Origin of the sequence: Pseudonocardia sp. EV170527-09, assembly GCF_008369905.1 — a bacterium.
Lineage (GTDB): Bacteria > Actinomycetota > Actinomycetes > Mycobacteriales > Pseudonocardiaceae > Pseudonocardia.
The window spans coordinates 1-19,640 of the sequence record NZ_VRMC01000102.1; the positions used below are offsets into that span (position 1 = coordinate 1).

The 19,640-nt window shown below is 65.7% G+C and carries 23 protein-coding genes and 1 pseudogene; 3 read left to right on the forward strand and 21 right to left on the reverse strand.

Translation table 11 applies throughout. The features are described from left to right. Positions 1 to 158: 158 nt before the first annotated feature. Together FVA95_RS23940 and FVA95_RS23945 are read left to right on the forward strand one after the other, a co-directional pair. Positions 159 to 476 (forward strand): hypothetical protein, encoded by a 318-nt coding sequence (locus FVA95_RS23940; RefSeq protein WP_149666156.1) that lies wholly within the window; start codon positions 159 to 161, stop codon positions 474 to 476. Between the two features lie 114 nt (positions 477 to 590). Further along, a complete protein-coding gene (locus tag FVA95_RS23945; RefSeq protein ID WP_149666157.1) occupies positions 591 to 878 on the forward strand; it encodes a hypothetical protein in 288 nt (95 codons plus the stop codon). Positions 879 to 1,207: 329 nt separating this feature from the next. On the opposite strand, the gene FVA95_RS23950 is transcribed toward FVA95_RS23945, so the two are convergent. The 5 genes from FVA95_RS23950 to FVA95_RS23970 form a co-directional block, all read right to left on the reverse strand. Then, positions 1,208 to 1,660: a GNAT family N-acetyltransferase gene (locus tag FVA95_RS23950; protein ID WP_149666158.1), complete on the reverse strand. Its 453-nt coding sequence runs from the start codon at positions 1,658 to 1,660 to the stop codon at positions 1,208 to 1,210. Next, complete coding sequence (locus tag FVA95_RS23955) at positions 1,657 to 2,802, reverse strand: MFS transporter (RefSeq protein ID WP_149666159.1); 1,146 nt, start codon at positions 2,800 to 2,802, stop codon at positions 1,657 to 1,659. Before FVA95_RS23955 ends, FVA95_RS23950 begins: the two co-directional genes overlap by 4 nt. Before the next feature lie 92 nt (positions 2,803 to 2,894). Further along, positions 2,895 to 3,878 carry an iron-containing redox enzyme family protein gene (locus FVA95_RS23960; RefSeq protein ID WP_149666160.1) on the reverse strand — a complete coding sequence of 328 codons (984 nt, stop codon included), beginning with the start codon at positions 3,876 to 3,878 and terminating at the stop codon, positions 2,895 to 2,897. Further along, complete coding sequence (locus FVA95_RS23965) at positions 3,875 to 4,885, reverse strand: iron-containing redox enzyme family protein (RefSeq protein ID WP_161992411.1); 1,011 nt, start codon at positions 4,883 to 4,885, stop codon at positions 3,875 to 3,877. Before FVA95_RS23965 ends, FVA95_RS23960 begins: the two co-directional genes overlap by 4 nt. Before the next feature lie 154 nt (positions 4,886 to 5,039). Then, complete coding sequence (locus FVA95_RS23970) at positions 5,040 to 5,933, reverse strand: DMT family transporter (protein WP_149666162.1); 894 nt, start codon at positions 5,931 to 5,933, stop codon at positions 5,040 to 5,042. 106 nt (positions 5,934 to 6,039) lie between these two features. Here FVA95_RS23970 and FVA95_RS23975 point away from each other — a divergent pair, with 106 nt between their 5' ends. Further along, the gene (locus FVA95_RS23975) at positions 6,040 to 6,492 is read left to right on the forward strand and encodes an Lrp/AsnC family transcriptional regulator (protein ID WP_161992412.1); all 453 of its coding nucleotides are present in this window, start codon (positions 6,040 to 6,042) and stop codon (positions 6,490 to 6,492) included. A gap of 19 nt (positions 6,493 to 6,511) precedes the next feature. Here the strand turns inward: FVA95_RS23975 and FVA95_RS23980 are convergent, their stop codons facing one another. From FVA95_RS23980 to FVA95_RS33195, 16 genes and pseudogenes are all read right to left on the reverse strand, one after another. Next, on the reverse strand, positions 6,512 to 7,552 hold the full coding sequence (locus FVA95_RS23980; protein ID WP_149666164.1) for an alanine--glyoxylate aminotransferase family protein: 1,041 nt from the start codon (positions 7,550 to 7,552) through the stop codon (positions 6,512 to 6,514). Positions 7,553 to 7,593: 41 nt separating this feature from the next. Further along, positions 7,594 to 8,298, reverse strand: coding sequence for a B3/4 domain-containing protein (locus tag FVA95_RS23985; RefSeq protein WP_149666165.1), 705 nt, complete (start codon positions 8,296 to 8,298; stop codon positions 7,594 to 7,596). A gap of 61 nt (positions 8,299 to 8,359) precedes the next feature. Further along, positions 8,360 to 9,865 (reverse strand): pyridoxal-dependent decarboxylase, encoded by a 1,506-nt coding sequence (locus FVA95_RS23990; protein ID WP_149666166.1) that lies wholly within the window; start codon positions 9,863 to 9,865, stop codon positions 8,360 to 8,362. Further along, positions 9,858 to 10,691: an SDR family NAD(P)-dependent oxidoreductase gene (locus FVA95_RS23995; RefSeq protein ID WP_161992413.1), complete on the reverse strand. Its 834-nt coding sequence runs from the start codon at positions 10,689 to 10,691 to the stop codon at positions 9,858 to 9,860. Before FVA95_RS23995 ends, FVA95_RS23990 begins: the two co-directional genes overlap by 8 nt. After that, positions 10,675 to 10,932 (reverse strand): hypothetical protein, encoded by a 258-nt coding sequence (locus FVA95_RS24000; RefSeq protein ID WP_205015968.1) that lies wholly within the window; start codon positions 10,930 to 10,932, stop codon positions 10,675 to 10,677. The genes FVA95_RS23995 and FVA95_RS24000 overlap by 17 nt, the downstream gene beginning before the upstream one ends. Positions 10,933 to 11,000: 68 nt before the next feature. After that, entirely contained in the window at positions 11,001 to 11,429 is a 429-nt protein-coding gene (locus FVA95_RS24005) for a hypothetical protein (protein WP_149666168.1), read from the reverse strand. Between the two features lie 146 nt (positions 11,430 to 11,575). Continuing rightward, a complete protein-coding gene (locus FVA95_RS24010; protein WP_149666169.1) occupies positions 11,576 to 11,917 on the reverse strand; it encodes a hypothetical protein in 342 nt (113 codons plus the stop codon). Positions 11,918 to 11,944: 27 nt separating this feature from the next. Further along, positions 11,945 to 13,534, reverse strand: a complete 1,590-nt coding sequence (locus FVA95_RS24015; protein WP_149666170.1) for an NAD(P)/FAD-dependent oxidoreductase — start codon at positions 13,532 to 13,534, stop codon at positions 11,945 to 11,947. Between the two features lie 734 nt (positions 13,535 to 14,268). Further along, positions 14,269 to 15,432, reverse strand: a complete 1,164-nt coding sequence (locus FVA95_RS24020; RefSeq protein ID WP_240051698.1) for an acetylxylan esterase — start codon at positions 15,430 to 15,432, stop codon at positions 14,269 to 14,271. Positions 15,433 to 15,658: 226 nt separating this feature from the next. Continuing rightward, positions 15,659 to 16,309 carry a sensor histidine kinase gene (locus tag FVA95_RS33190; protein WP_240051699.1) on the reverse strand — a complete coding sequence of 217 codons (651 nt, stop codon included), beginning with the start codon at positions 16,307 to 16,309 and terminating at the stop codon, positions 15,659 to 15,661. Positions 16,310 to 16,385: 76 nt separating this feature from the next. After that, positions 16,386 to 16,979, reverse strand: a pseudogene (locus FVA95_RS34015) (sensor domain-containing protein); the annotation flags it as partial. Next, positions 16,942 to 17,346, reverse strand: a complete 405-nt coding sequence (locus FVA95_RS24030; RefSeq protein ID WP_149666171.1) for a hypothetical protein — start codon at positions 17,344 to 17,346, stop codon at positions 16,942 to 16,944. The gene FVA95_RS24030 and the pseudogene FVA95_RS34015, both read right to left, overlap by 38 nt. A 37-nt stretch (positions 17,347 to 17,383) precedes the next feature. Beyond that, entirely contained in the window at positions 17,384 to 17,797 is a 414-nt protein-coding gene (locus FVA95_RS24035; protein WP_149666172.1) for an Lsr2 family protein, read from the reverse strand. A gap of 426 nt (positions 17,798 to 18,223) precedes the next feature. Continuing rightward, a complete protein-coding gene (locus tag FVA95_RS24040; RefSeq protein ID WP_149666173.1) occupies positions 18,224 to 18,700 on the reverse strand; it encodes a type II toxin-antitoxin system VapC family toxin in 477 nt (158 codons plus the stop codon). Then, a complete protein-coding gene (locus tag FVA95_RS24045) occupies positions 18,697 to 18,945 on the reverse strand; it encodes an AbrB/MazE/SpoVT family DNA-binding domain-containing protein (protein WP_149666174.1) in 249 nt (82 codons plus the stop codon). The genes FVA95_RS24040 and FVA95_RS24045 overlap by 4 nt, the downstream gene beginning before the upstream one ends. Before the next feature lie 45 nt (positions 18,946 to 18,990). Next, a partial coding sequence (locus FVA95_RS33195; RefSeq protein ID WP_240051700.1) for a hypothetical protein occupies positions 18,991 to 19,640 on the reverse strand: 650 nt, incomplete at its 5' end.

Sequence of the window (19,640 nt, forward strand, 5' to 3'; positions counted from 1 at the left end):
CAGCAACGACTGAACACCCGACAAGGGGGTCAGTCCCAATCCGTCGTTACGGGGTTACTCCCAACCCGCCGTTGACACGGGGCGGTAGTTCGGTCGCTGTCGGTCCCCTGTGTCAGGCTTCGAGGTGAGTCCGGGATGCCGGTGGGAGGAGGAGCGCGGTGACCATCGCTCTGGAGCTGTTCCCCCGTCGGGTCGATCCTGAGGACTTCGCCCGCGCACAGGTCGAGCGGTTCACCGACCATCAGCTGCGCATTGGGCGGTCCCGGGTCGTGCATGCCGTCGCGTTCCGGACCTGGCTCGGCGATCTGTCCCTTCCGGTGCCCGCCTGCCACCAGGGCTGGTCCGGCTTCGCCGCCGCGGGCGATCTCCTGGCCACCAGCGATCCCGTGACATGTCGGAAGTGCGCGGTACGCACCGGCCCGCCGGGGGCCGGAGTTCCGGAACAGACCGCGCTGTTCCCCTTCGATCGGCCCTAGCCCGGGAAGGCATCAAGGGGCGCCTCTCCTGTTGGTGGGCCGGAGCGCGGAAATCGCAATGAGGTAGTCGTGTTCGGTGGCAGTGCGGGTACTTGCTGAGCGAGGATCCGGGGTGTGGACCTGACGCCGCTCCAGCGCGTGACGTTGCACCGCCTCGTCGAGGGCGGGCAGGGCCCCGAGTCGCAGCTGCGGACCGCGCTGCGGTGGCTGCGCCGGTACGGGCTCGTCGATGCAGACGGCTGGCCGACCGATGAAGGGCGGGCCTACCTCGCGGCGCTTCGCCGGCAGCGTCGACGTCGGATGGCCCAGCACCAAGCTGCGGAATGGCGACGACGCGAGGACCCGCTGTCGGGGATGCGGGACGCGAGCCAGCGATGGAAGGCCGGCGAGCGTGATGGGTGACGGGCCTTCGGCAGAGGAGCTGTCCGAGCCGGCGGTAGCGCGGATCCAGGCGTCGGAGCTGGGTGACCGGCACCTGTTCCTGAATCTGCCCACCAGCGCCCGCGCCGACCTCGCCTTCGCCGCGCACAACGCCGCACTCACCACCTGGAAACAGCAACCACTGTCCTGGACTCGCCGGAACCCGATAGGCCCTCACCTCCCAACAACGACGCAGCCCACCTCACGCCGTCTGTGGTCTCCTGACCGCACCACCTCGCCAGCAAGACCACATCGGGCATCTCCCGATAACGCATAGCCAATTCGGGCACAGCGCGTTTGTCGTTGTGCTCCTACCCCTCACCGGTGCCCAGTCTGGTCCCGTTATGAGCCGGTCGCTCCATAAGCGACTCGGGCGCCGGTCCGAAACCTATCTTTCGGTAAAGCCCGTGCATGTCCCTCGTATGCAGCAGCCATCTCATCTGTGCCGCCGCGGGGTCATCGACGAGCTCGGACGCGAGCGCGATGCCCAGGCCACGCCCCCGGTGATCGGCGAGCACGTAGACATCGGCCAAGTAGCCGAACGCGACACCGTCCGACACTGCTCGAGCGAAGCCGACTTGAGCACCTGTTGGGGTGTAGAGCCCGACGCATCGCCAGGAATTGCGGATCTGCTCGGCCACGTGGTCTGGGCTGCGCCAACGGTGCCAATAGGCTTCGGTCAGAAGGTAACCGCAGATTGCGACAAGATCGAGGCGTGCCGGGTCGTCATCGAGTTCGTAGCCGTCCGGTGTGGTCCTCCTCAACCGCTGTTCTCCTTCGACAGAGAGTTCTGAAGCGATGGCCTGTGGACGCCGAGTGTGAGCGCGACCACCACCACGACTCCGACGCACCCGGCACTGGCGATCACTGTGGACGGCAGGACTACCTCCCCCAGTCCGCCCCAGGCCACGGCTGCAACGCCCTGGACCCCAAGGAGGAAGACGTATTGGTAAGCCAGTGTGCGACGCAGCAACCGGGGTGGTGTGCGGTCCGCGAGAAGCGAGTCAAGTCCCGCGTTGTAGGCCAGACCGAGGCCGGACACGAACATCAGAGTCATCGCGACGGGAAGTGGGGGCGTGAAAACGAAGAAGGCCAACGGTGCACAGAGCAGTACGGCTCCTGGCAACACGAGCCGGCGTTGTAGCGAGGTCGGGACGAGCCGGGTGGCGACAAGGTCGGACACCACCATGCCTCCGGCACTCGCCGATAGGAGCAGCGCAAGGTCTCGCTCGGGGCGACCGAGCCCAACGACATAGGGCGCAGCCAACGCTTCCGAGGCGATCGCGAACGATGGTGTGAGCCAACCGATCAGTAGCAGCCGCCGTGTCGCGGGATGCCGCCACACCTCGTGGAGCGATCCAGAGCTGTCCTCCTCTGCATGCGACGTCGCGCCGTCCCAGCCGCGATCCCTTGTCCCGAACTGCAGTAGCAGCGCCGCGGCCGCGAACGAGACTGCGTTTGCCAAGAGCGCCCCCCGGGGTTGCAAGAACAAGAGCAACGCGCCTCCGAGGAGGTAGCCGACAACCAGCGACGACTGCGAGATCAGGCGGATCACGCCGCGGCCGAGCACGAACAACGGACCGTCGCCGAGCAAGTCGGGTAGCACCGCGGAGCGGATCCCGACAATGACCGGTGCCAACGTGCCGACCAGGAACATCACGCTAAGGATCAGCCAAGCGGGCAGCCCCGGGATAATGAGAAGGCCCACCAAGACGGCACTGATGCCGTTGCAGAACACTGCCAACGGGCGCGGTCGGAACCGATTCATCAGTCCCGGCACCACCACACCTCCGAAGAGGTGAGGAAGGAAGATCAGGCTGAACCCGACGGCGGCCAGCAGCGGCGAGGACGTCTGCTCGAACACAAGGACCGTGACCGCTACGCCACCGACGGCATCACCGAGCATGGAGGCGGCGTGAGCTGCCCCGATACTGCGAAACTCCCCGACGCCTAGCAAGTTCCGGTAGGTTGCTTGGTGGGCCCTCCCAGTATCGTGGGTCACGGCGTACGAAGCCGTAGACGCCGCTCGGCTCCGTACCAGTCCGTCATCTCTTGTCCTGCGGCGGCGAGCTGCTCGGCCATGTCGGAGACCGCCTTCTCGATCTCTTGCATCTCCTCAGGGCTCACGTAGTCGATTCGATCGAAGAGGTCTGCGCTGATGTCGTCGTGGGACTCACCCTCATTCACATCGGAGTGCTGCGCGATCGGGGCGATAAAGGCATCGGGAAGGTCTAAGCGCTTACAGTTCTTGACGAACGATTCGTTGAATTCTGGTTGCGGTTCCTCGAGGACGAACAGGACCGCCTTTAGTCCGAGTGGAAACGTTGCCGCTAGGGCACCCAGGGACGACATCATGGCGAAAGTCGATGGCAATGGCAGCAGGGCTGATTTCACTGGATCGATGCCGAGTGTGGACAGCGACCGGATGAGCATCCGGTCATGGTTCATTTCGGATTGGTAGAATTCTCGGAGCAACATCATGCTCTTGTGGTCGTCGGCTTGTGCCAGCGCGGGCGCTAGGACTCGCGGGCAGTGGGCCACAACGTGGTAGTACTCGATCGCATATCCGATGAGTTCAGCCTGGGTAGCGGTTCCTTGGAACAGGCGTTCGGACAGTTGGCGCGGATAGAACTCGCCTGCCGCGGCCATGGTGGTCAGGTAGCGGCGTCGTGCCCGCCGGTAGGCCTGTCCGCCGGTGAACCCGCTCGGCGCTGCGCCGGGGGCGTCGGTGAGTAGCCCCTGAGCATCTAGCTGGCCGAGGATGGATTCGACCTCGATGTCGCGGTACTGCGACTTAAGCTCTTCGCGGGTCGAGCCACCAAGGCGCAGAGCGGACAGAAGGTCGCGCGCCTGGTCGGCGGTGGCTTCGTCGAGCTCGATCAGGCAACCTCCGCCGCGGTAGGTCAGGTCAACCTCACGCGGCTCCATATGAAGCGCAACGCCCGGGCGGAAGACCGGACGTCGTGGAAGCGAGGCCGTCATTTCGTCACCTTTCCGGCGTCGTGCTTGACCGTCCGTAGTAGGGGCCGCTCGGGTACCGACCAGTACCTCCAAATTTCGTTGTAGAAGTTGCGGTACAGCTCGTTGAACAGCGAGCACTGCCCGCGCATCCGAGCTTCCGTTGCAACTGTGACGGCCGGTAGCACGTCGAACAACTCACGGCTGACGCTTCCGTGCCCGTGGCTGGCGTTGATCCGGGCGTGTTCACGCAGTGGGCCGACGAAATCCTCATCGAGCCCGGCCTCGGTACAGGCATCCAGGAAGCTGTCGGACCCCTCCCTACCCTGGGCGGGCCCACCCTCGAGCACGCTGATCGTCGCGAGGAAGAAGACAGGATCAGTTCTTGCCCACCATGCGAGACTGTTGACGAGCGCCGTGGTGGAGGGCAGAGGGCGACTAGATCGCATGTCCTCTGGTGTGATCCCCAGCGGCATGAATGCCTTCAGAACGATGTCGTCGTGCCGGTGTTCCTCGATATAGAAGTCGTTCAACATCGCCCGGACATGGTGGTCCCCAGGGAAGGACAGAACGGCGGAGTCGAATAGGTGCTCCCGATACAGGAAATGCCAGTTCTCGATGGCCATTCCGTAATAGACGTTCACTGGCACGAGTTTCGGGCGTTCGGTGAGCTCCCGCCAGAAGGTCGTTGTCTCGACCTGATCGGCGAAACCACGGTTCAACTCGTCTTCGATCTCGAGCAAGACATCGATTGCCGGACGGGCAGCGGGGTTGATGTTGTCGTCGAGGAACCCAGAGGCATCGAGCTGGCTCAGGATTTCAGTCACTTCGTCGCCGCTGAAGCCACCGGAGGAGCGGAGCTGTTCGACGTCACGTGTGCCGTCGAGAGCTCCAAGCAGTGCCATGAGGCGAGCGGGGTCGGGGTGCTCGACAGTGAATTCGGTATCGCCGAGGATCAGCTCAATCCGGTCGTCTCTGATCCGGGGTGGGGGGCCAGCGAGGACCGGGAAGCTTGGCAGGTGGGGGGCCATGTGTTCCTCCCTCATGGGTCGATAGATCAAGCTCAGGAGCCGGGCTTCCGGGGCGAGCTGAGCCCGTCCCGGAAGCCACGACCTGCATCAGAGATGCACGGCGACCGCGACGATGACCTTCTTCTTCGGCTTGATCCTCATGTGGCTCACCTCCTCATCTGTTCGGTTCCGGTTCGACGACGGCACCGGTCGATGCCGCCTGCTCGGTCCGGCGAGTGGCAAGAGCAGCGCCGACGAAGATCAAGGCGATCCCGATGAGAATGCGGGCGCCGATCTGCTCGTCGAGCAGCACTGCGCCGGCCGCCACCGCGACGATCGGGGCGACGTAGGTGATGAGGGCTGCTCGGGTGGCGTCAGCATGAGCGATCAGAGTGAAGAACGTCCAGAAGCCTCCGGCGGTACACGCGAGGCCGAGCGCAGCGACGGCACCGAAACCGGTCCAGGTCGTCGCCGGGACAGATTCGACACTGACGGCGATTACTATTAGGACCGGAGCTGCGAGAAGAAGCATGGACGAGACGACCCGCAGTGGTGGGACGTCGGAGAACCAGCGTCCGACCAGCACCGCACCGAGTGCGTACGACGCCGAGGCGACGAGCAGGAGAGCGGCGCCTGGGCCGGAGCCATCGACGCCGAGTAGCACAACCACTCCGCCGAATCCTACTGCCACTCCGAGCACTACAGCCGCGCTCGTGGGGGCCCTCCGGCTCATCACCGTAATGATGAGAAGAACGAAGATTGGCTCTGTTGCGATGATGATCCCTGACAGTCCCGAAGAGATCGTCAACCCACCGAGAGAGATCATGCTGAACGGGATAACTACCTCGACTACGGCCAGTGCGGCAAGGCGCCAGAATCGAAGTCGGATCAACTGGAAAGAATTGCCGGATAGCGCCACCGGAAGCAGTGCGGCCGCAGCGACAACGACCCGACCCGTGGCGATCGTTATCGGGCCCACGCCCTCGCGGAGCGCGATTTCAATGAACAGGTACGGGACGCCCCACAGTACGGAGACGCCGCCGAAGAGTAGCCAGGTTCGAGCATTCATCCTGAGTTAGCATACGTGCAACTGTTCGACTGGTGACATAGCTCCTGTGACGCTGCTACCGGAAAACACCTGTCAACTGATCGCGCTTTGAGGCATCATGCTTCACATGAGCGACCTGGATGACGTCGACCGTCGGCTGCTGATGCTTCTACAGGACGACGCGCGCCGTGGGTTCCGCGAGCTGGGACGCATCATCGAGATGAGCCCGCCGGCCGTGGCAGCTCGAGTGCGGCGGCTGGAGAGGCTCGGCGTGATCACCGGATACAGTGCCCGTGTCGACCCAACGGCGGTCGGCTTCCCCACCCAGGCGTTCATCGTCGTGACAACGTCAGGCCGTGCTCAGTCCCTGAACGTGGTCCGGTTGGCGCGGAACGAGCCAACGATCATCGAGGACCATCGGGTCACCGGAGGCGAGGACCACTTCCTCCGGGTAGTCGCTGAAGACCTCGGCTCACTGGAACCACTCATCGACCAGCTCAACGAACTCGGGAAACCGGCGACGTCGCTCGTGTTGTCCTCACCCAAGCCGTGGTCGCCAGTCCCCTCCCCGCGGCCATAGAGGATCCTGCACGACTGGGCTACCGACTGGCAGATAGCGTATCGAGTAACGCCGTCACATGCTCAGAATTAGCCGTGGCTCCGACCAACCCGATCCGGGCGGCGGAAGACAGTGGTTCGAGCCCACCGGCCACCATAATGCCCCCGCGCGCCGCGCGAGCGACGAGCTCCCTGGCGCCGGAACCGGCCACTACGGTGATCATGTTGGCGGCGGCGTTCTCGGGCGCGAACGTCTCGAAACCGAGGCCACTCAGTCCGCCACGAAGCTGCGCGGCGAGTCGACGCCGACCGTCGACCCAACTTTCGATCCCGGTGGCCGTGATACGGCCGACGGACTCAGCCAGGGCACGGACCACCGCCGTCGGCATCGTCACAGGGTGAGGTTCCCAGATGTCCTCGGCCCTGGATCGCGCCCACCGCCCCAGGTCGAAGTACCACGACCGGGGATGTGCGCGTGCGGCACGCTCAGCTCCGAGGTCGTCGAAGGCGACCACAGCCAGCCCGGGTGGGCCGCCGAGACCCTTCTGCGATGCACTGACGAACGCGTCGATCCCGGCCGCCCGCAGCTGCACAACTTCGCTGCCGGCCGAGGCCACGCCATCCACGACCACAACCAGGCCGCGGGCCCGTGCACGCTGAGCCATCTCCCGGATAGGGTGCCGGATTCCGGTGGTCGATTCGACGTGTACACAAGCGAGACCATCTGCCCCGGACAAGTGCTGGTCCAACTGGTCGACGTCTACGGGTTGTCCGAGAGATTGTTCGACGACCCGCACCCGCAGGCCGAGGGCGGTAGCGATCTCAGCGAGCCGGGCACCGAAGAAACCCGTGTCCGGGACCACGACCGTTTGCCCCGGCGCGAACTGGTTCCGGATCGCTGCCTCGAGCCCCGCAGAGCCGCTCCCCGGCAGAAGGTAGGCGCTGTGTGCGTCGAGCAGAGCGCCCACCTTGTCGAGGAATCCCGAATAGAAGGCGGACCAGTCCTCACCGTAGTGCGCCCGGGTCTGCTCGGCGAGTCTCCCCCGGTCGTTAGGGTGCAGTGCGCAAGGCCCGGGGATCATCAGAATGGGCTCCGTCTGATCTCCGACGGTAGCCGGTTCCGCTACTGGGCGGGGAGCTCGCACGACAACTTCCGTCCGTCCAGCACGGCGGTGTCGACCGGACGTTCCAGCACGGTTTCGATGCGATCCTTCAGGTCGTCGGAGACCTGCTCAGCCACATCCGAACCGACCTCAGCCAGGACCTCAGCCACGATGACCGCATCCGTGGTGTCCTCGACGATCAGTGAAGCTCCGGCCTGGCGCCACACGAACTGCCGGGTCTGGACGCCCTCATCGTCGAGATAGGCGATCTCGCCCGCCTCGACCTGGATCGCGTCGCCCTCTGTACCCAGCTCGCGGAAGGTCTCTTCACCCCGTGTGCGGGCAAGGCGAAAGTCGCCCCGGAGTCGACCCAGATCGAAACCACCAACGGGCACCAGGTGGTCGAGTGACACGCTGTGGATCAGGTCAGTCAGTGGATTGATCACGAGAGGGGCGGAGGTTTTGAAGGCTCGCCGCACCATCGCCTCGATCGACACCGGGTACTTCTTGGGATTGATACCGGCATCGCGTAGAGCTGTACGCCACAGTCCTATCCGAGGAACACTTTGCGAGTTGGGGTACTCGTCGGACAGCTTGTGTGCCGCCGTCCATGCTGACTCGAGCCGCTCTCGACTAGCGTCGTTGTTGCCCGAGTTCTTCATCTCGGTAACGGTGGCGACCACGATCTGCATTCCGGGGAAGCTGTCGAAAATGGACTCGTCCACGACAAATCTGCGCGAGGGCAAGTTCGATCCCTTCTTCGATTCTTTGGTGCTAGCTAACACGTCACTCTAGTGGGCCTGAACGTTCGGATGCCGCCTTCTCGGCGTAGGAATTTAGCAGGCCCCAGAGCTTGTCGATGTCCGAATCCTCCGTCTGGATATTGCCGATCGACACGCGGAGGCTGACGCCATCGTCCAACGTTGTCTTCGACAGATAGGTTGACCCCGAACGGTTCGCATCCCGCAGGATCCGCAGGTTAAGTTCGTCAAGAACTGCGCGGTGGGCTTCCCGCGTCGGCGATTCGAGCCCGATGCCGGCTTCGGGGGTGTAGCGGAGGCAAACGAGCGGCAGGGGGGAGGAGCTGGTTCGTGTCCAATCCGGGTGGGCGTCCACGGCGGCGCGCAGGCGGGTGGCGATCTGATCGAGCTGGCTCAGGCCGGCCACGAGACCAGTGCGGCCGAAGCACCGGATGACCCACCACAGCTTCAGGGCGCGGAACGATCGGCCCAGCTGGAGGGACCGGTCCATGTAGTCGACCGATCCATCGCCGGCGTCGGTGGCTAGGTAGTCCGGGACAACCCGGAACGCCCGGGCGAGGGCATCTCGGCGGCGGCACAGCAAGACACCGCATTCCATAGGGACGAACAGGGTCTTATGCGGGTTGACGACCAGTGAATCGGCCGCAGCGAGCGAGGGCAGCGAATCCTGTAGCCGCGGCACCAACCGCCACAATCCGCCGTATGCGGCGTCTACGTGCAGCCATACCCCGTGCTGCCTGCAGACATCGGCGACCGCCGGGACAGGGTCCGAGATCGCGGTGGGTGTGGTGCCATCCGTCGCAACGACCGCCAGCGGACGACGGCCTGCCCGCTGGTCGGTGCGCAGCGCCTCGTCGAGCGCCTCAGGCATCATGGCGAGAGACTCGTCGTGTGCGACCCGCACGACGTTGTCCAGCCCGATGCCAAGGGTGACGGCCGCCTTCTCGATCGAGCTGTGAGTCTGAGCCGTTGTGTAGATCCTCAGCGCTGGTAGGTCGGTACGACCCGCCATACCTTGCGTGCGGATGCTGAGGTCGTCGAGGGCTTCCCGTGCTGCAGCCAAGGCATAGAGCGTACCGAGAGAGGCGCCGTTCACCAGCACCCCCTCAGCGTCGAGTGGATAGCCGACCATCGCCGCTATCCACTCAAGCACGATCTCCTCCACCGCGGAGGCAGCTGGGCTCGACGACCACAGCATGCTGTTGACGTTCAGGGCCGAGGTGACCAGGTCTGCAACGACCCCGGGACCTGACGACGAGTTGCTGAAGTAGCCGTGGAACGACGGATGATGCCAGTGCGTGAGCTGCGGAACGACAGACTCCATCGTGTCCTGCAAGACCAACTCGAACGGTTCCCCGTCGACGGGGATCTCACGTGACAAGACATCCCGCACTTCGTCGGCGCTAGCGTCGGACGACACTGGACGGGAACGTACACCAGCGATCAACGTCCGGATCTCGGCGAGCGCGAGGCGGCCATTCCTCTCGTACTCATCGGGCGTCCAGTCGTGGAAGGTGCGTTGCTCAGACATGGGCCGCGTCGTCCTCGAAAAGGTCCTGGACGGCCTGGTCGTGAGACACCGGCCGGTTGTCCCACTCCCAGCCGCCGGACACACTCAGCGTTGCGCCGGAGACGTATCCGGCCCGCTCGGAGATCACGTAAGCGACCGCATCCGCAACTTCCTCCGGCGTACCTAGACGCCCAGCGGGGACACGGGCCTTCATCCACTCCGCTTGCTCGGGCGGCAGGAAACCGTTGTCGATCAGCCCGGGCGCCACGCAGTTCACGGTGATTCCGAACGGTGCTTCTTCTGCAGCTAAGCAACGTGTCAGCACAGTGACACCGGTCTTCGCGACGGCGTAGGCAGGGATGTTCGGTGCACCACGGACCTCAAGAGCCGGAGATAGTCCGATGAAGACGATTCTTCCCTGGCCGGCCTGGCGCATGCCGGGCAGCGCCCGACGGGAGACGAAGAACGCAGAGTTGAGGTTGCTGTCGATCAGCCGCCGCCACCGGTCGTCGCTGGTGTCGCGGACCGCGCTCAGGCTGAACTCGCCAACGTTGTTCACGACGATGGACGGAGCGGCACCGAACTCAGTGGAGATGCGTGTGAAGAGGTCGTCGACCTCAGCGGTGTCGGTAACGTCAGCCTGTATCGCCATCGCTCGACAGCCCTCGGCGCGGAGCGCAGCTACCGTGCCGGCCGCGGCCTCCTCATCTCGAGCGAAGTTGATGACAGTCTCCGCTCCGTCTCTGGCCAACCGCTCCGCGATGGCGCGGCCGATCCCTTTGCCAGCTCCAGTCACGAGGGCGATCGGCCGAGCCCGCGGGTCCTCCGGATCAGTGGCCATGATCATCGTGATCGACCTCGACGGCGAGCTCATCATAGTACGAGATCTCGCGGCTCGCGGAACAGTACTCCCCGTAGAAGTTGGCCAATAGCGGCTCCTCGCTCTCCCGCAGCTGCAGATGATCCTCGATGCTGCGCCAGGGATAGATCATGAGAAACTCGTTGCTGGCATCGTGGCTTCGGAAGAATTGCGCGTGGCCAGACCAACCGGGGTCAGCATGCGCGGGCGGACCGACGAGGTCGTCCATCTCCTGCATTATTTCCAGCCCGCGGTCGGCAACCTCGGGCCGGAGGTGCCACCTCTCGATTACAGTAATCATGAAGCTCCTTCGGGTTGCTCGGGATCTGACCCTGACCCGCCTTCTTTCGGCGAGTTCGATGCGAAATAGTCCTTTAGTAGCGATCCGCCATCTGGGACGAACTTTTCGCAGACGAGCATATGATGGCGACGGTTCCGGGACTGTGCGGCCCACAGGTGCTGTGCCGCGTCGCGGACCTCCTGCGGAACGGGCTCCTGTCCTGGGCGCCGCAGCACGTCCTTGACTGCTACGCGTGTCTGCCGCATAAGGTCGAGCATCACCGCGTGGTCGTCGTTCTGTTCTCCGGAGAAGCCGGGACTCAAGAACGGCGGCGACATAGATGGCCGGATCAACGTCTCGTATTCTCTGGGGTCGAAATCCGCCGCATACTTCATGCTCGCCGTGGCTGCGTCATACAGCACCGTGAGCCGGCGAAAGGTGGTCACTAGATCGTTCCACCGTCGACTTCTCAAGTGCTCTTGAGCTTGTGGGAGATCAGTGTTCATTGCTAGGAGGTACAGATGAAACGCGTGGTGGCCGAGTTTCCAGTGCTGGATAGCTCGACGTTGCCGATCGGTGAGTGTCGGCCTCGTCATGCGTGCTCTCTTTCACTCGGTATCGGCTGTCTCGAAAGCGTCGTGAGCCACCGGCTCATTGTAATGCTCTGCACTGTGACGAGGCCGATCAGTATTGCCCGCTTGTCGTTCTCGTCAAGGCTGGTGAATTCGAGGTCGTCGGTGATGCGCGCGTTGAGATCGAGGCAGCTTCTCGTCCACTCTGCGAGATCCATATCGTCTCGAGCGAGCCGGAAGTAGCGGTCGTATTCGCCAGGTGTCGCCGTCCCGGTCCATGGGTCGGGGATTCTGTGATTCGTTGGAACCGAGATCGGCTCGATCAGGCCGTGGTCGAGTTCCGAACTGTGGCTCTTGTTCACTCCATGTCCTCTCTCGCACGCAGGAGATCATGCTGACGACGAATCGATGAGGAGCTTCGCTGCATTGCGGCCGGGCACGCCAAATACCCCACCTCCGGGGCGGGTTCCGGAACCGCAGAGATAGAGGTTTCGAATTGGTGTTGTGTAGTCCGCATATCCATGAACGGGCCGAGAGAAGAATAGATCTGCCGGAGACATGGTCGAGTGGTACAGGTTTCCGCCGGTTAGCCCAAGTGAGCGCTCCAAGTCCGGAGGAGCGAGGAAGACGCGATCGGTGACAGAGGCGGTGAGTCCGGGAAGGTGGTCCTCGACGACCTTCAGCACCGTATCCGCGAAGTCCGGCCCCGTATCGCTCCAGCTTCCCTCGGCAAGGTCGTAGGGCGTGTACTGGATGTACATGCTCATCAGGTGCTTGCCGGGCGGCGCGAGGCTCGGGTCCAGGACCGTGGGTGTCGTGCACTCGATGTGGGGACTGCTCGATGGCCGTCCAGCCCGAGCGTCCTCGTAAGCGGCGTCAAGGTAGTCAAGGGTCGGTGCGATCAGGAGAGTTCCACGATAAGGCTCTGCTATCGCCTCTTCCTGCGAGAACCCTCTGATGGGCGGGAGGCGATCGAGTGCCAGATGAAGCTTCGCTGCGATGCCGCGGAAGTCGAGCTGGGCGACTGCGTGCCGGTATGCGGACGGCAGTCCCGATTCATCCGTCAGGAGAGAGACTGTACGCCGGGGGTCGGCTCCAGAGACCACACTGTGAGCGCGGACGATCGTGCCATCCTCGAGGCGGATCCCGGCCGCCTTCCCGTCGTCGACCACGATCTCGGTAACCAGGGCCCCGGTTAGGACGGTCGCTCCACAAGACTCGGCCGAGTGTCGCAATGCTGTCGTGAGCCCGCCCATTCCCCCACGGACATGCCCCCATGCTGGCCTTCCTTGCTCGGTTGACCCGGCCTGGTGATATAGCATCAGATAGGCTGTACCCGGCGCGGAGGGCCCTGCGGCGACTCCCGTGATGCCATCGATAGCGAGCGGAGCTTTTACCGCCTCTGACTCGAACCAGGAGTCGAGATGGTTACGGGCGCTATCGAACATTACCGAGAACAGATTCCGTAGATCAGAGTCCGGCATGTTGACGGCGCGATGCAGGATACTTCGGAGCTGCTCCGGGTTCGATGCCACGGGTTCCCGCGAAGGACCTGTGAACAGCGACTTCACCTCACCCCACAGTCGGTGCATCGTATCGCCGTACTCGGCGTATCGCCTGGCGTCGCGACGTGAGAACTTTGCGATCTCCGCAGCATCTGAAACCAGATCTCGACCCAGCATTAGATGTGATCCGTCGGGTAGCAGCGATGTGACCGAGGGGGCGCGGGGTAAAATTGATAGCCCATGGCTTGCGAGATCGAGATCCTCAATGATCGACTGCTGGAAGAGCGACGTCACAAGGCTCGCGGTCGAGAACTGGTAGCCGTCCACCAGCTCCTCTGAGACGCATGCACCACCCACGGTGGATCGCCGTTCGACGATAGCAACCTTCTGTCCAGATCTGGCTAGATAAGCAGCGCAAACTAGCGCGTTGTGACCTGCTCCGATGACGACCGTGTCGAAGTATTGAGTGCTCATCTGACCTGCTATCCGTATAGGGGACGATGGCAACGACGAGACCGTGGGGATGGGAGCTCAGAAGACGCCTGCACTCCTAGGTGCTCGCGATCGTGTTATTGATACCGTAGCGATCCACGTGAGCGACGTGAAGATCTCATGATGCAGCAAGCAAGGCCGTGTTCCTTACATGTGAAAAGCGCTCGACGCCCGATGACGAGCTGTCTCACATGCGCTGTGGGGCAAGCCCTCCTATGAGAGGACGGAGCGCGGTCGATGCTCCGCAGCGTGTACGGTCCCGACATCTGATCGTACAGGCCGCAGGCTGACCATCGATCAGGATCGCGGGCCGCTGCGACGGGTTCTTCTGTCGGGGATGGGATGCTGGAGAACCGCACGCCCTGCCATACAAGCCAGGGGGGCGAGGAACGGCGGTCCCCAGAGGAACGCAACGCAGAGTCCACCAGATCCGATTCCTCATTAGCCTCACCACGGTCCAGTAATTGCAAACAGGGTGCCCGGGCTGCTGAACCCCGGCGAACAGCGCCCGCCCGGCGGGAAAGAAGGTGGAGCCGGTGACCTCTGAGCCCATCTCACTGCGGGTGATGGGGCGGGCGGCGACGCCGGCGAGGTGGTTGTCGCCGTCTCTCCGTCGGTGGACACGATCAGTCCGCCGAACGGGGCGGCGACGATGTTGTCCGGGGACTCGACGGTCCCCCGTCGGCCTCCGCTGCGGCTGCGATGCGCGCAGCCGATCAACGCGCGAACAGGTCGCTGCCGAGGTAGATCTGCCAGTCGGCGTCTTCAAGGCCGTGTCCCCCGGATCGCAGGTGGTAGCTCATCCCCGGGCCGCGGAAGCCCTTCCCCGTGGCCGGCGGCCAGCTCGCGGACGGCAGGCCGGTCTCCCCCAGGCCGTAGAGCTCGTAGACCGGGGCAGCACCGAGGTAGGACAGGAACTCGCCCTGGGGGTCGGCGTTGCCGTCGTCAGCGGCCGAGGCGACCACGGCCCGACCCGGCGCGATCAGCGCGAGCAGCTCGTTCTGATCGACCGGCAGGGCGTCGGCGTTGCCGGCGAAACGCTTGTAGGTCTCTGGGAACCAGTGCGGGAACTGGGCGTTGATCGCCGCGATCGACTCACCGGCCGAATCGCGGCGGGCGAGCTTCGCGCCGGTGGATCCGGAGTTGTTGGAGATGACCACCGGGAACCGCGGGTCCTGGGCCCCGGCCCACAACGCGGCCTTCCCACCACGCGAATGGCCGATCACCGCGACCTTGCTCGGGTCGATGCCTGTGCTGGTGGCGGCGTCGGTCTGCAGGTAGTCCATCGCCCGGCTGGCGCCCCACGCCCACGCGCTGATCGTCCGGCCCGCGTCGGCCGGGAGATCCTGTCCTGCGGGGTAGAACGCGTTGATCACACCGGTGCGGTAGGAGCCCGCGTCGTCGGGGGCGACTTCCTCGGCGTTGAGCGCGGCGAGAGCGTAGCCCCCGCCGGTGATCGTCGAGACCGGGGCGTAGCCCCCCGAACCCGGGTCGTCTCCCACCGAACCCCGGTGGTCGATCAGCAGGAACGTCCCCCTCGGCTTGCCCGACGACGGGGTGAACAGCCGCAGCGTGAAGCTCGCCTTCCCCTCGGGCCCGGTCACCATGATCGTGACCTTCTTGGTCGATCCTCCGCCGCTCCCGCCGCTGTCCTCGGAGTACGTCGTCTTCGTCGGTGCGAGCAGCGAAGTGCCGTAGACGTTCTCCTGGAAGGCCTTGAGCAGCTCGGGGCGGCGCTGCTGCTCCCATTGGCGCGCGCTGGTGACACGACCACCGGAGTCCAGAGCGAGCGGATCAGGGACTTCGAGACCGCCCAGCAGGATCGCTGCCTGGTCAGCCGAGGCGGCGGCGATTGGGGCCCGGTCGACGCCGATCGTCACGGTTCGTGTCACAGCAGCCGTGGACTCTTCGGCGGGAAGCAGGGCCACGACGAGCGCGACAGCGCCGGCAACCACACCTACCGGAGCACGGCGGCGGCGAGTTCCAACCCTCATCCGACCCCATCCATTCGTTGATACGAAACAGGGTAGACCATCTAGTCTGTGAGAGATAGGGATGGTGCTCATTGCCTCCCCTGGCTCATCCACGCTCCAACGGACCAGTGGGTCACGTGACGGGCAGCTCGACCCGTAGCAGGGTCGGTCCACGGGTCGGGCTGGACAGCCGCAGCCGGCCGCCGGAGAGAGCGACGCGCTCCGCGAGCCCGCTCAGCCCGGTCCCTGCGGTCGGGTCGGCGCCGCCGCGTCCGTCGTCTCGGACTTCGAGGACCAGCTGGTCGGCGTGCCGGGTTCCGCGGATCGCCGCTGTGGCCGCATCGCTGTGCCGGATGAGGTTGGCCAGGGCCTCGGTGAACACGAGATAGGCGGTCGCGGCGATGGCGGAGGGCAGGTCCTCCGGGATCGAGAGGTCGACGTCGACCGGGACAGGGCTGCGCCGTGCCCGCTCCTCGATGGCTGCGGGAAGTCCGCCGTCGGCCAGGGTGGCGGGGTCGAGGCCTCGGACCAGGTCACGAAGCTCGGCGAGCGCGAGTGTCAGCTCGGCGCGCGCGGTGTCGAGCCGTGCTGCGCAGGTCGAGTCGTCGGCGGCGTCGAGGCGGGCGAGGTCGAGTGTCACGCCGAGCGCGACCAGGCGCTGCTGTGCGCCGTCGTGCAGGTCCCGCTCGAGGCGGGCGCGCTCGGTGGCGAAGGCCCCCAGCAGCCGGCGGGTGGCGACGTCGGCGAGGCCGGGGCCCAGCTCGGCGCCGCGCGGCCCGAGCACAGTGCGGGTCAGGGTGGCGCGCGCCGGCCCACGCGGTGACCGTCCACGGGGTCGCAACGAGCAGAAGCACGCCGAGCGCGACCAGCGGCCACGCGGTGGGGTCGTCGACGGGGGAGAGGAACAGCAGCACCGGCAGAACGAGGGAGACACCAAGGACGCAGGCATCCAGTGCCGCCAGCACGGTGCCTGCAAGGAGCACGAACCCGATCTCGCGCCAGGTCACCGATGCGCGCCACCGCGACCCCGACCACAGCCGGCGCGATGGTCGTGGGGGAGTCGCCACCGGGACGGTGTCGACCAGGTGCAGCCGGGCCCGCTCCAGCGCCGCCAGGGGCTGCCCGGCCACACACACCACGGCAACGAGCAGCACGGCCGTCGCCGCCGCGACCCATGGTCCGCCGAGCACGAGCCCGGACGTGCCGATCCCGACCACACCGCCAGCCCGGCCCCGAGCAGCGCCCCGGTCAGCAAGAACACCAGCGAGCGCCACGGCCACGATGTCGCGAGGAACTGCAGCGGCTGCTGGTCCAGGGCCTGCCAGGCCGTCACGATCCGCACGTCCGGCAACGTAGGCGAGCGCCGGGCCCGGGCGCGGTAGTGCAGGGGCTACCTTCGCGCCGCCGCCGCGGTGCTCACTGCGAGCCGGCCTCGGACTGCAGGCCAGCGTCATCGGCGACCCAGCGGTCGGTCAGCGCTGCGAGCACCGACGTGCCGTGGTCGTCGAGCGGCCCCTGCTGCGGGGCTGCCGCCAACTCCAGGACCCGCTCGACCAGCACCTCCTGGCCGGGGAAGGAGAAGAACCCGTCCCGAGGACCGGTGCCGGGCTCGTAGCCGCCGTACTCGGCCAGCAGCGTCTGCTCGGTCCGGACCGGCATCGACAGGTTCGTGGTCTCGGTCCAGCCGTTCGGGTGTGCGGTCGCTGGGCGGCTCACCTCGTAGAGCTCCCCGGAGGGCCCGATGAACCAGTCCCCGGACGCGAGGTCGTCGAGCAGTACCGGCTCGGTCAGCACCCGAATCGGCTGCTCGTCGACGAGCACGGTGCGGGGGCAGGCAGAGTGGGCCGGGGTTCCGGAGTCATCCGGCTTCCTGGAACTGCGGTGCGGCCGTCGCCGATGTGGCGCGTGGTGACGGAGCGGGGCCCGAGCCGGCGTTCTTCTCGTATGCCTCGACGATTTCGGCCGGGATACGGCCCCGCTCGGCGATCGGGTATCCGTTCTGGCGTGCCCATGAACGGATCGCATTGCTGTGCTGACGCCGTTCAGTCGACGTCGAGGTTGACGACGACCGGGCGCGACGCGGCCGGGCAGCGCCACTGGGCGCGCGCCGAGCTGCGGTGATGTAGGGCGTGAGTGCATCGCGGAGCGCGGCGGCGTGGTCCTGACTCAGGTCGATCTCGTACGCGACGTTGTCCGCCACGAATTCGACGGTCTCATCCGCGCTGCTGCCGTCGAGGTCGTCCACCAGTCTAATATGCTCAATGCGGGCCACGATATGTCTCCTACGGTCTACAGCATTCTAGTGCGACGTCGATCCTACCCGACATGCGTGAGGGAGCGGAATGTATGAGAAGGGGGAACATCTGTCGGCACGGCGCGAGATCAGAGCCCGGAAATTTATGAGAGCCGACCCACCGCTCAACACACCCGCTGACGACGACGGCCGTCTCGGGAGGTATCTGGGGCGGACGGCTCAGTGGAGCACCGGCCGGGTGCCCCTCGGCGCCGGGGCGTCCAGGTCGGTGACCTGCTCCCCGTCGAGGTGGATACGGCCCGCGGCGAAGTGCTCCGCGATCGCGTCCTCACCGAGCCGTCGACGCTGCCGGCGACCCGCGACCTCGCTCTCGCCGGGCCGGGGTGGCTCGTGCCGGTCGCGCGGCGCGCCGACCTCACGGTCGCGTCGATGGCAGGTCTAGGTCTAGCGGATGGGTATAACGGTGACGCCGACGTCGAGGGTGGTCCAGGCGGTGTCGGCGGTGACGGCGGGCAGGTCGAGGCGCCGGGCCAGGGCCAGGCAGGCCCGGTCGCCGAGGGACAGGCCGGCGCTGCGGGTCAGGGGCCACAGCCGGGCCGCTGCGCTCGCGTCGAGGGTGCCGAAGGGTTCGACCTGTAGTCCGAGTGCGAGTAGCTGGCGGAGGGTGCGGTCGGCGTCGACGCCGTGCTGGGCCAGTTTCTGGTGGACCTCGGACAGGTTCACTGCGCTGATCACGACGCCGTTCGCGGTGGTGCGGCGGTCCCCGGACAAGTAGGTGTCCACCGTCTTGGCTCCGGGCTCGTCACGTAGCCAGGCCAGCACCGCGGACGCGTCGAGCACCGCCGCCCCCGTGCCGGCGCGCTGCTCTACCCCTTCCAGGTCGGGGGTGTCCTCGCCGGACTGCTCCCGACTGCTGCTCATTCGGCGTCCTCGGCGGCGGCTTCGGCGCGCCGTTGGGAGATGAGCTCGTCGGCCGCGGACTGGTCGGTGTCGCCTTGCCATGCGTCGGTGACCTCGCGGCGGATCCGGGCGATCAGCTGGTCGCGGCTCTCCAGGATCACCCGGCCGTCCTCCACCGAGAGCACCAGGGTCGCTCCGGCATCGAGCCCTAGCTCTTGGCGGACCTGCTTCGGGATCAACACCCGACCATCCCGGTTGACGGTCACATCCGTAGAGTGTGGGGAATCAACGACATCTGACATTGCTCTAGCTTAGCTGACAGATTCTCGTTCTGTCGTCGCTTCTGGTGCTGTCGTGTGTGCCTGTCGCAGTTGAGGAGGATAGGTGAGGTGGGCGGTGTCGTTGTGGGAGGTGAGGGCCCAGCGGGTCCCGGCGTCGTGGCGGGTCCAGGACAGTGGTTGCTCTTCCCAGATGGTGAGTGCGGCGTTGTGCGCGGCGAAGGCGATGTCGGCGCGGGCGCTGGTGGGCAGGTTCAGGAACAGGTATCGCCGACTACCTCGCCCACCACGTCCCGGTCGTGGCCGCGGCGGCGGTGATGGTCTCGCCGTGGGCGATGACGACGATGCTCTGGCCGTGGTGTCGGTCCAGGAGCCGGATGAGGAGGGCGCTGACGCGCTGGTAGTGCCGGCGGCGAACCGGGCGCACGCTGTGGGGTGTTGGCGGGGAGGGTCGTGGATCTCGGTCAGTGCCTGCTGGAGGTGGGTGACTGCGCGGCGGACCTCGATCGGTAGGGGGCGGCCGTTGGACAGCTCGACCCGGGCCGCGGTCAGGACGTGCACCACCGCCGAGCGCAGGCAGCTCGGGAGCTCGTGCAGCGTGCCCGCGAGGTCGGCGGCCTGCTGGTAGTCGCGCATCTGCTCCTCCAGCAGCCCATCGCGCGCCACCGGTGCCGGGCCGCGCT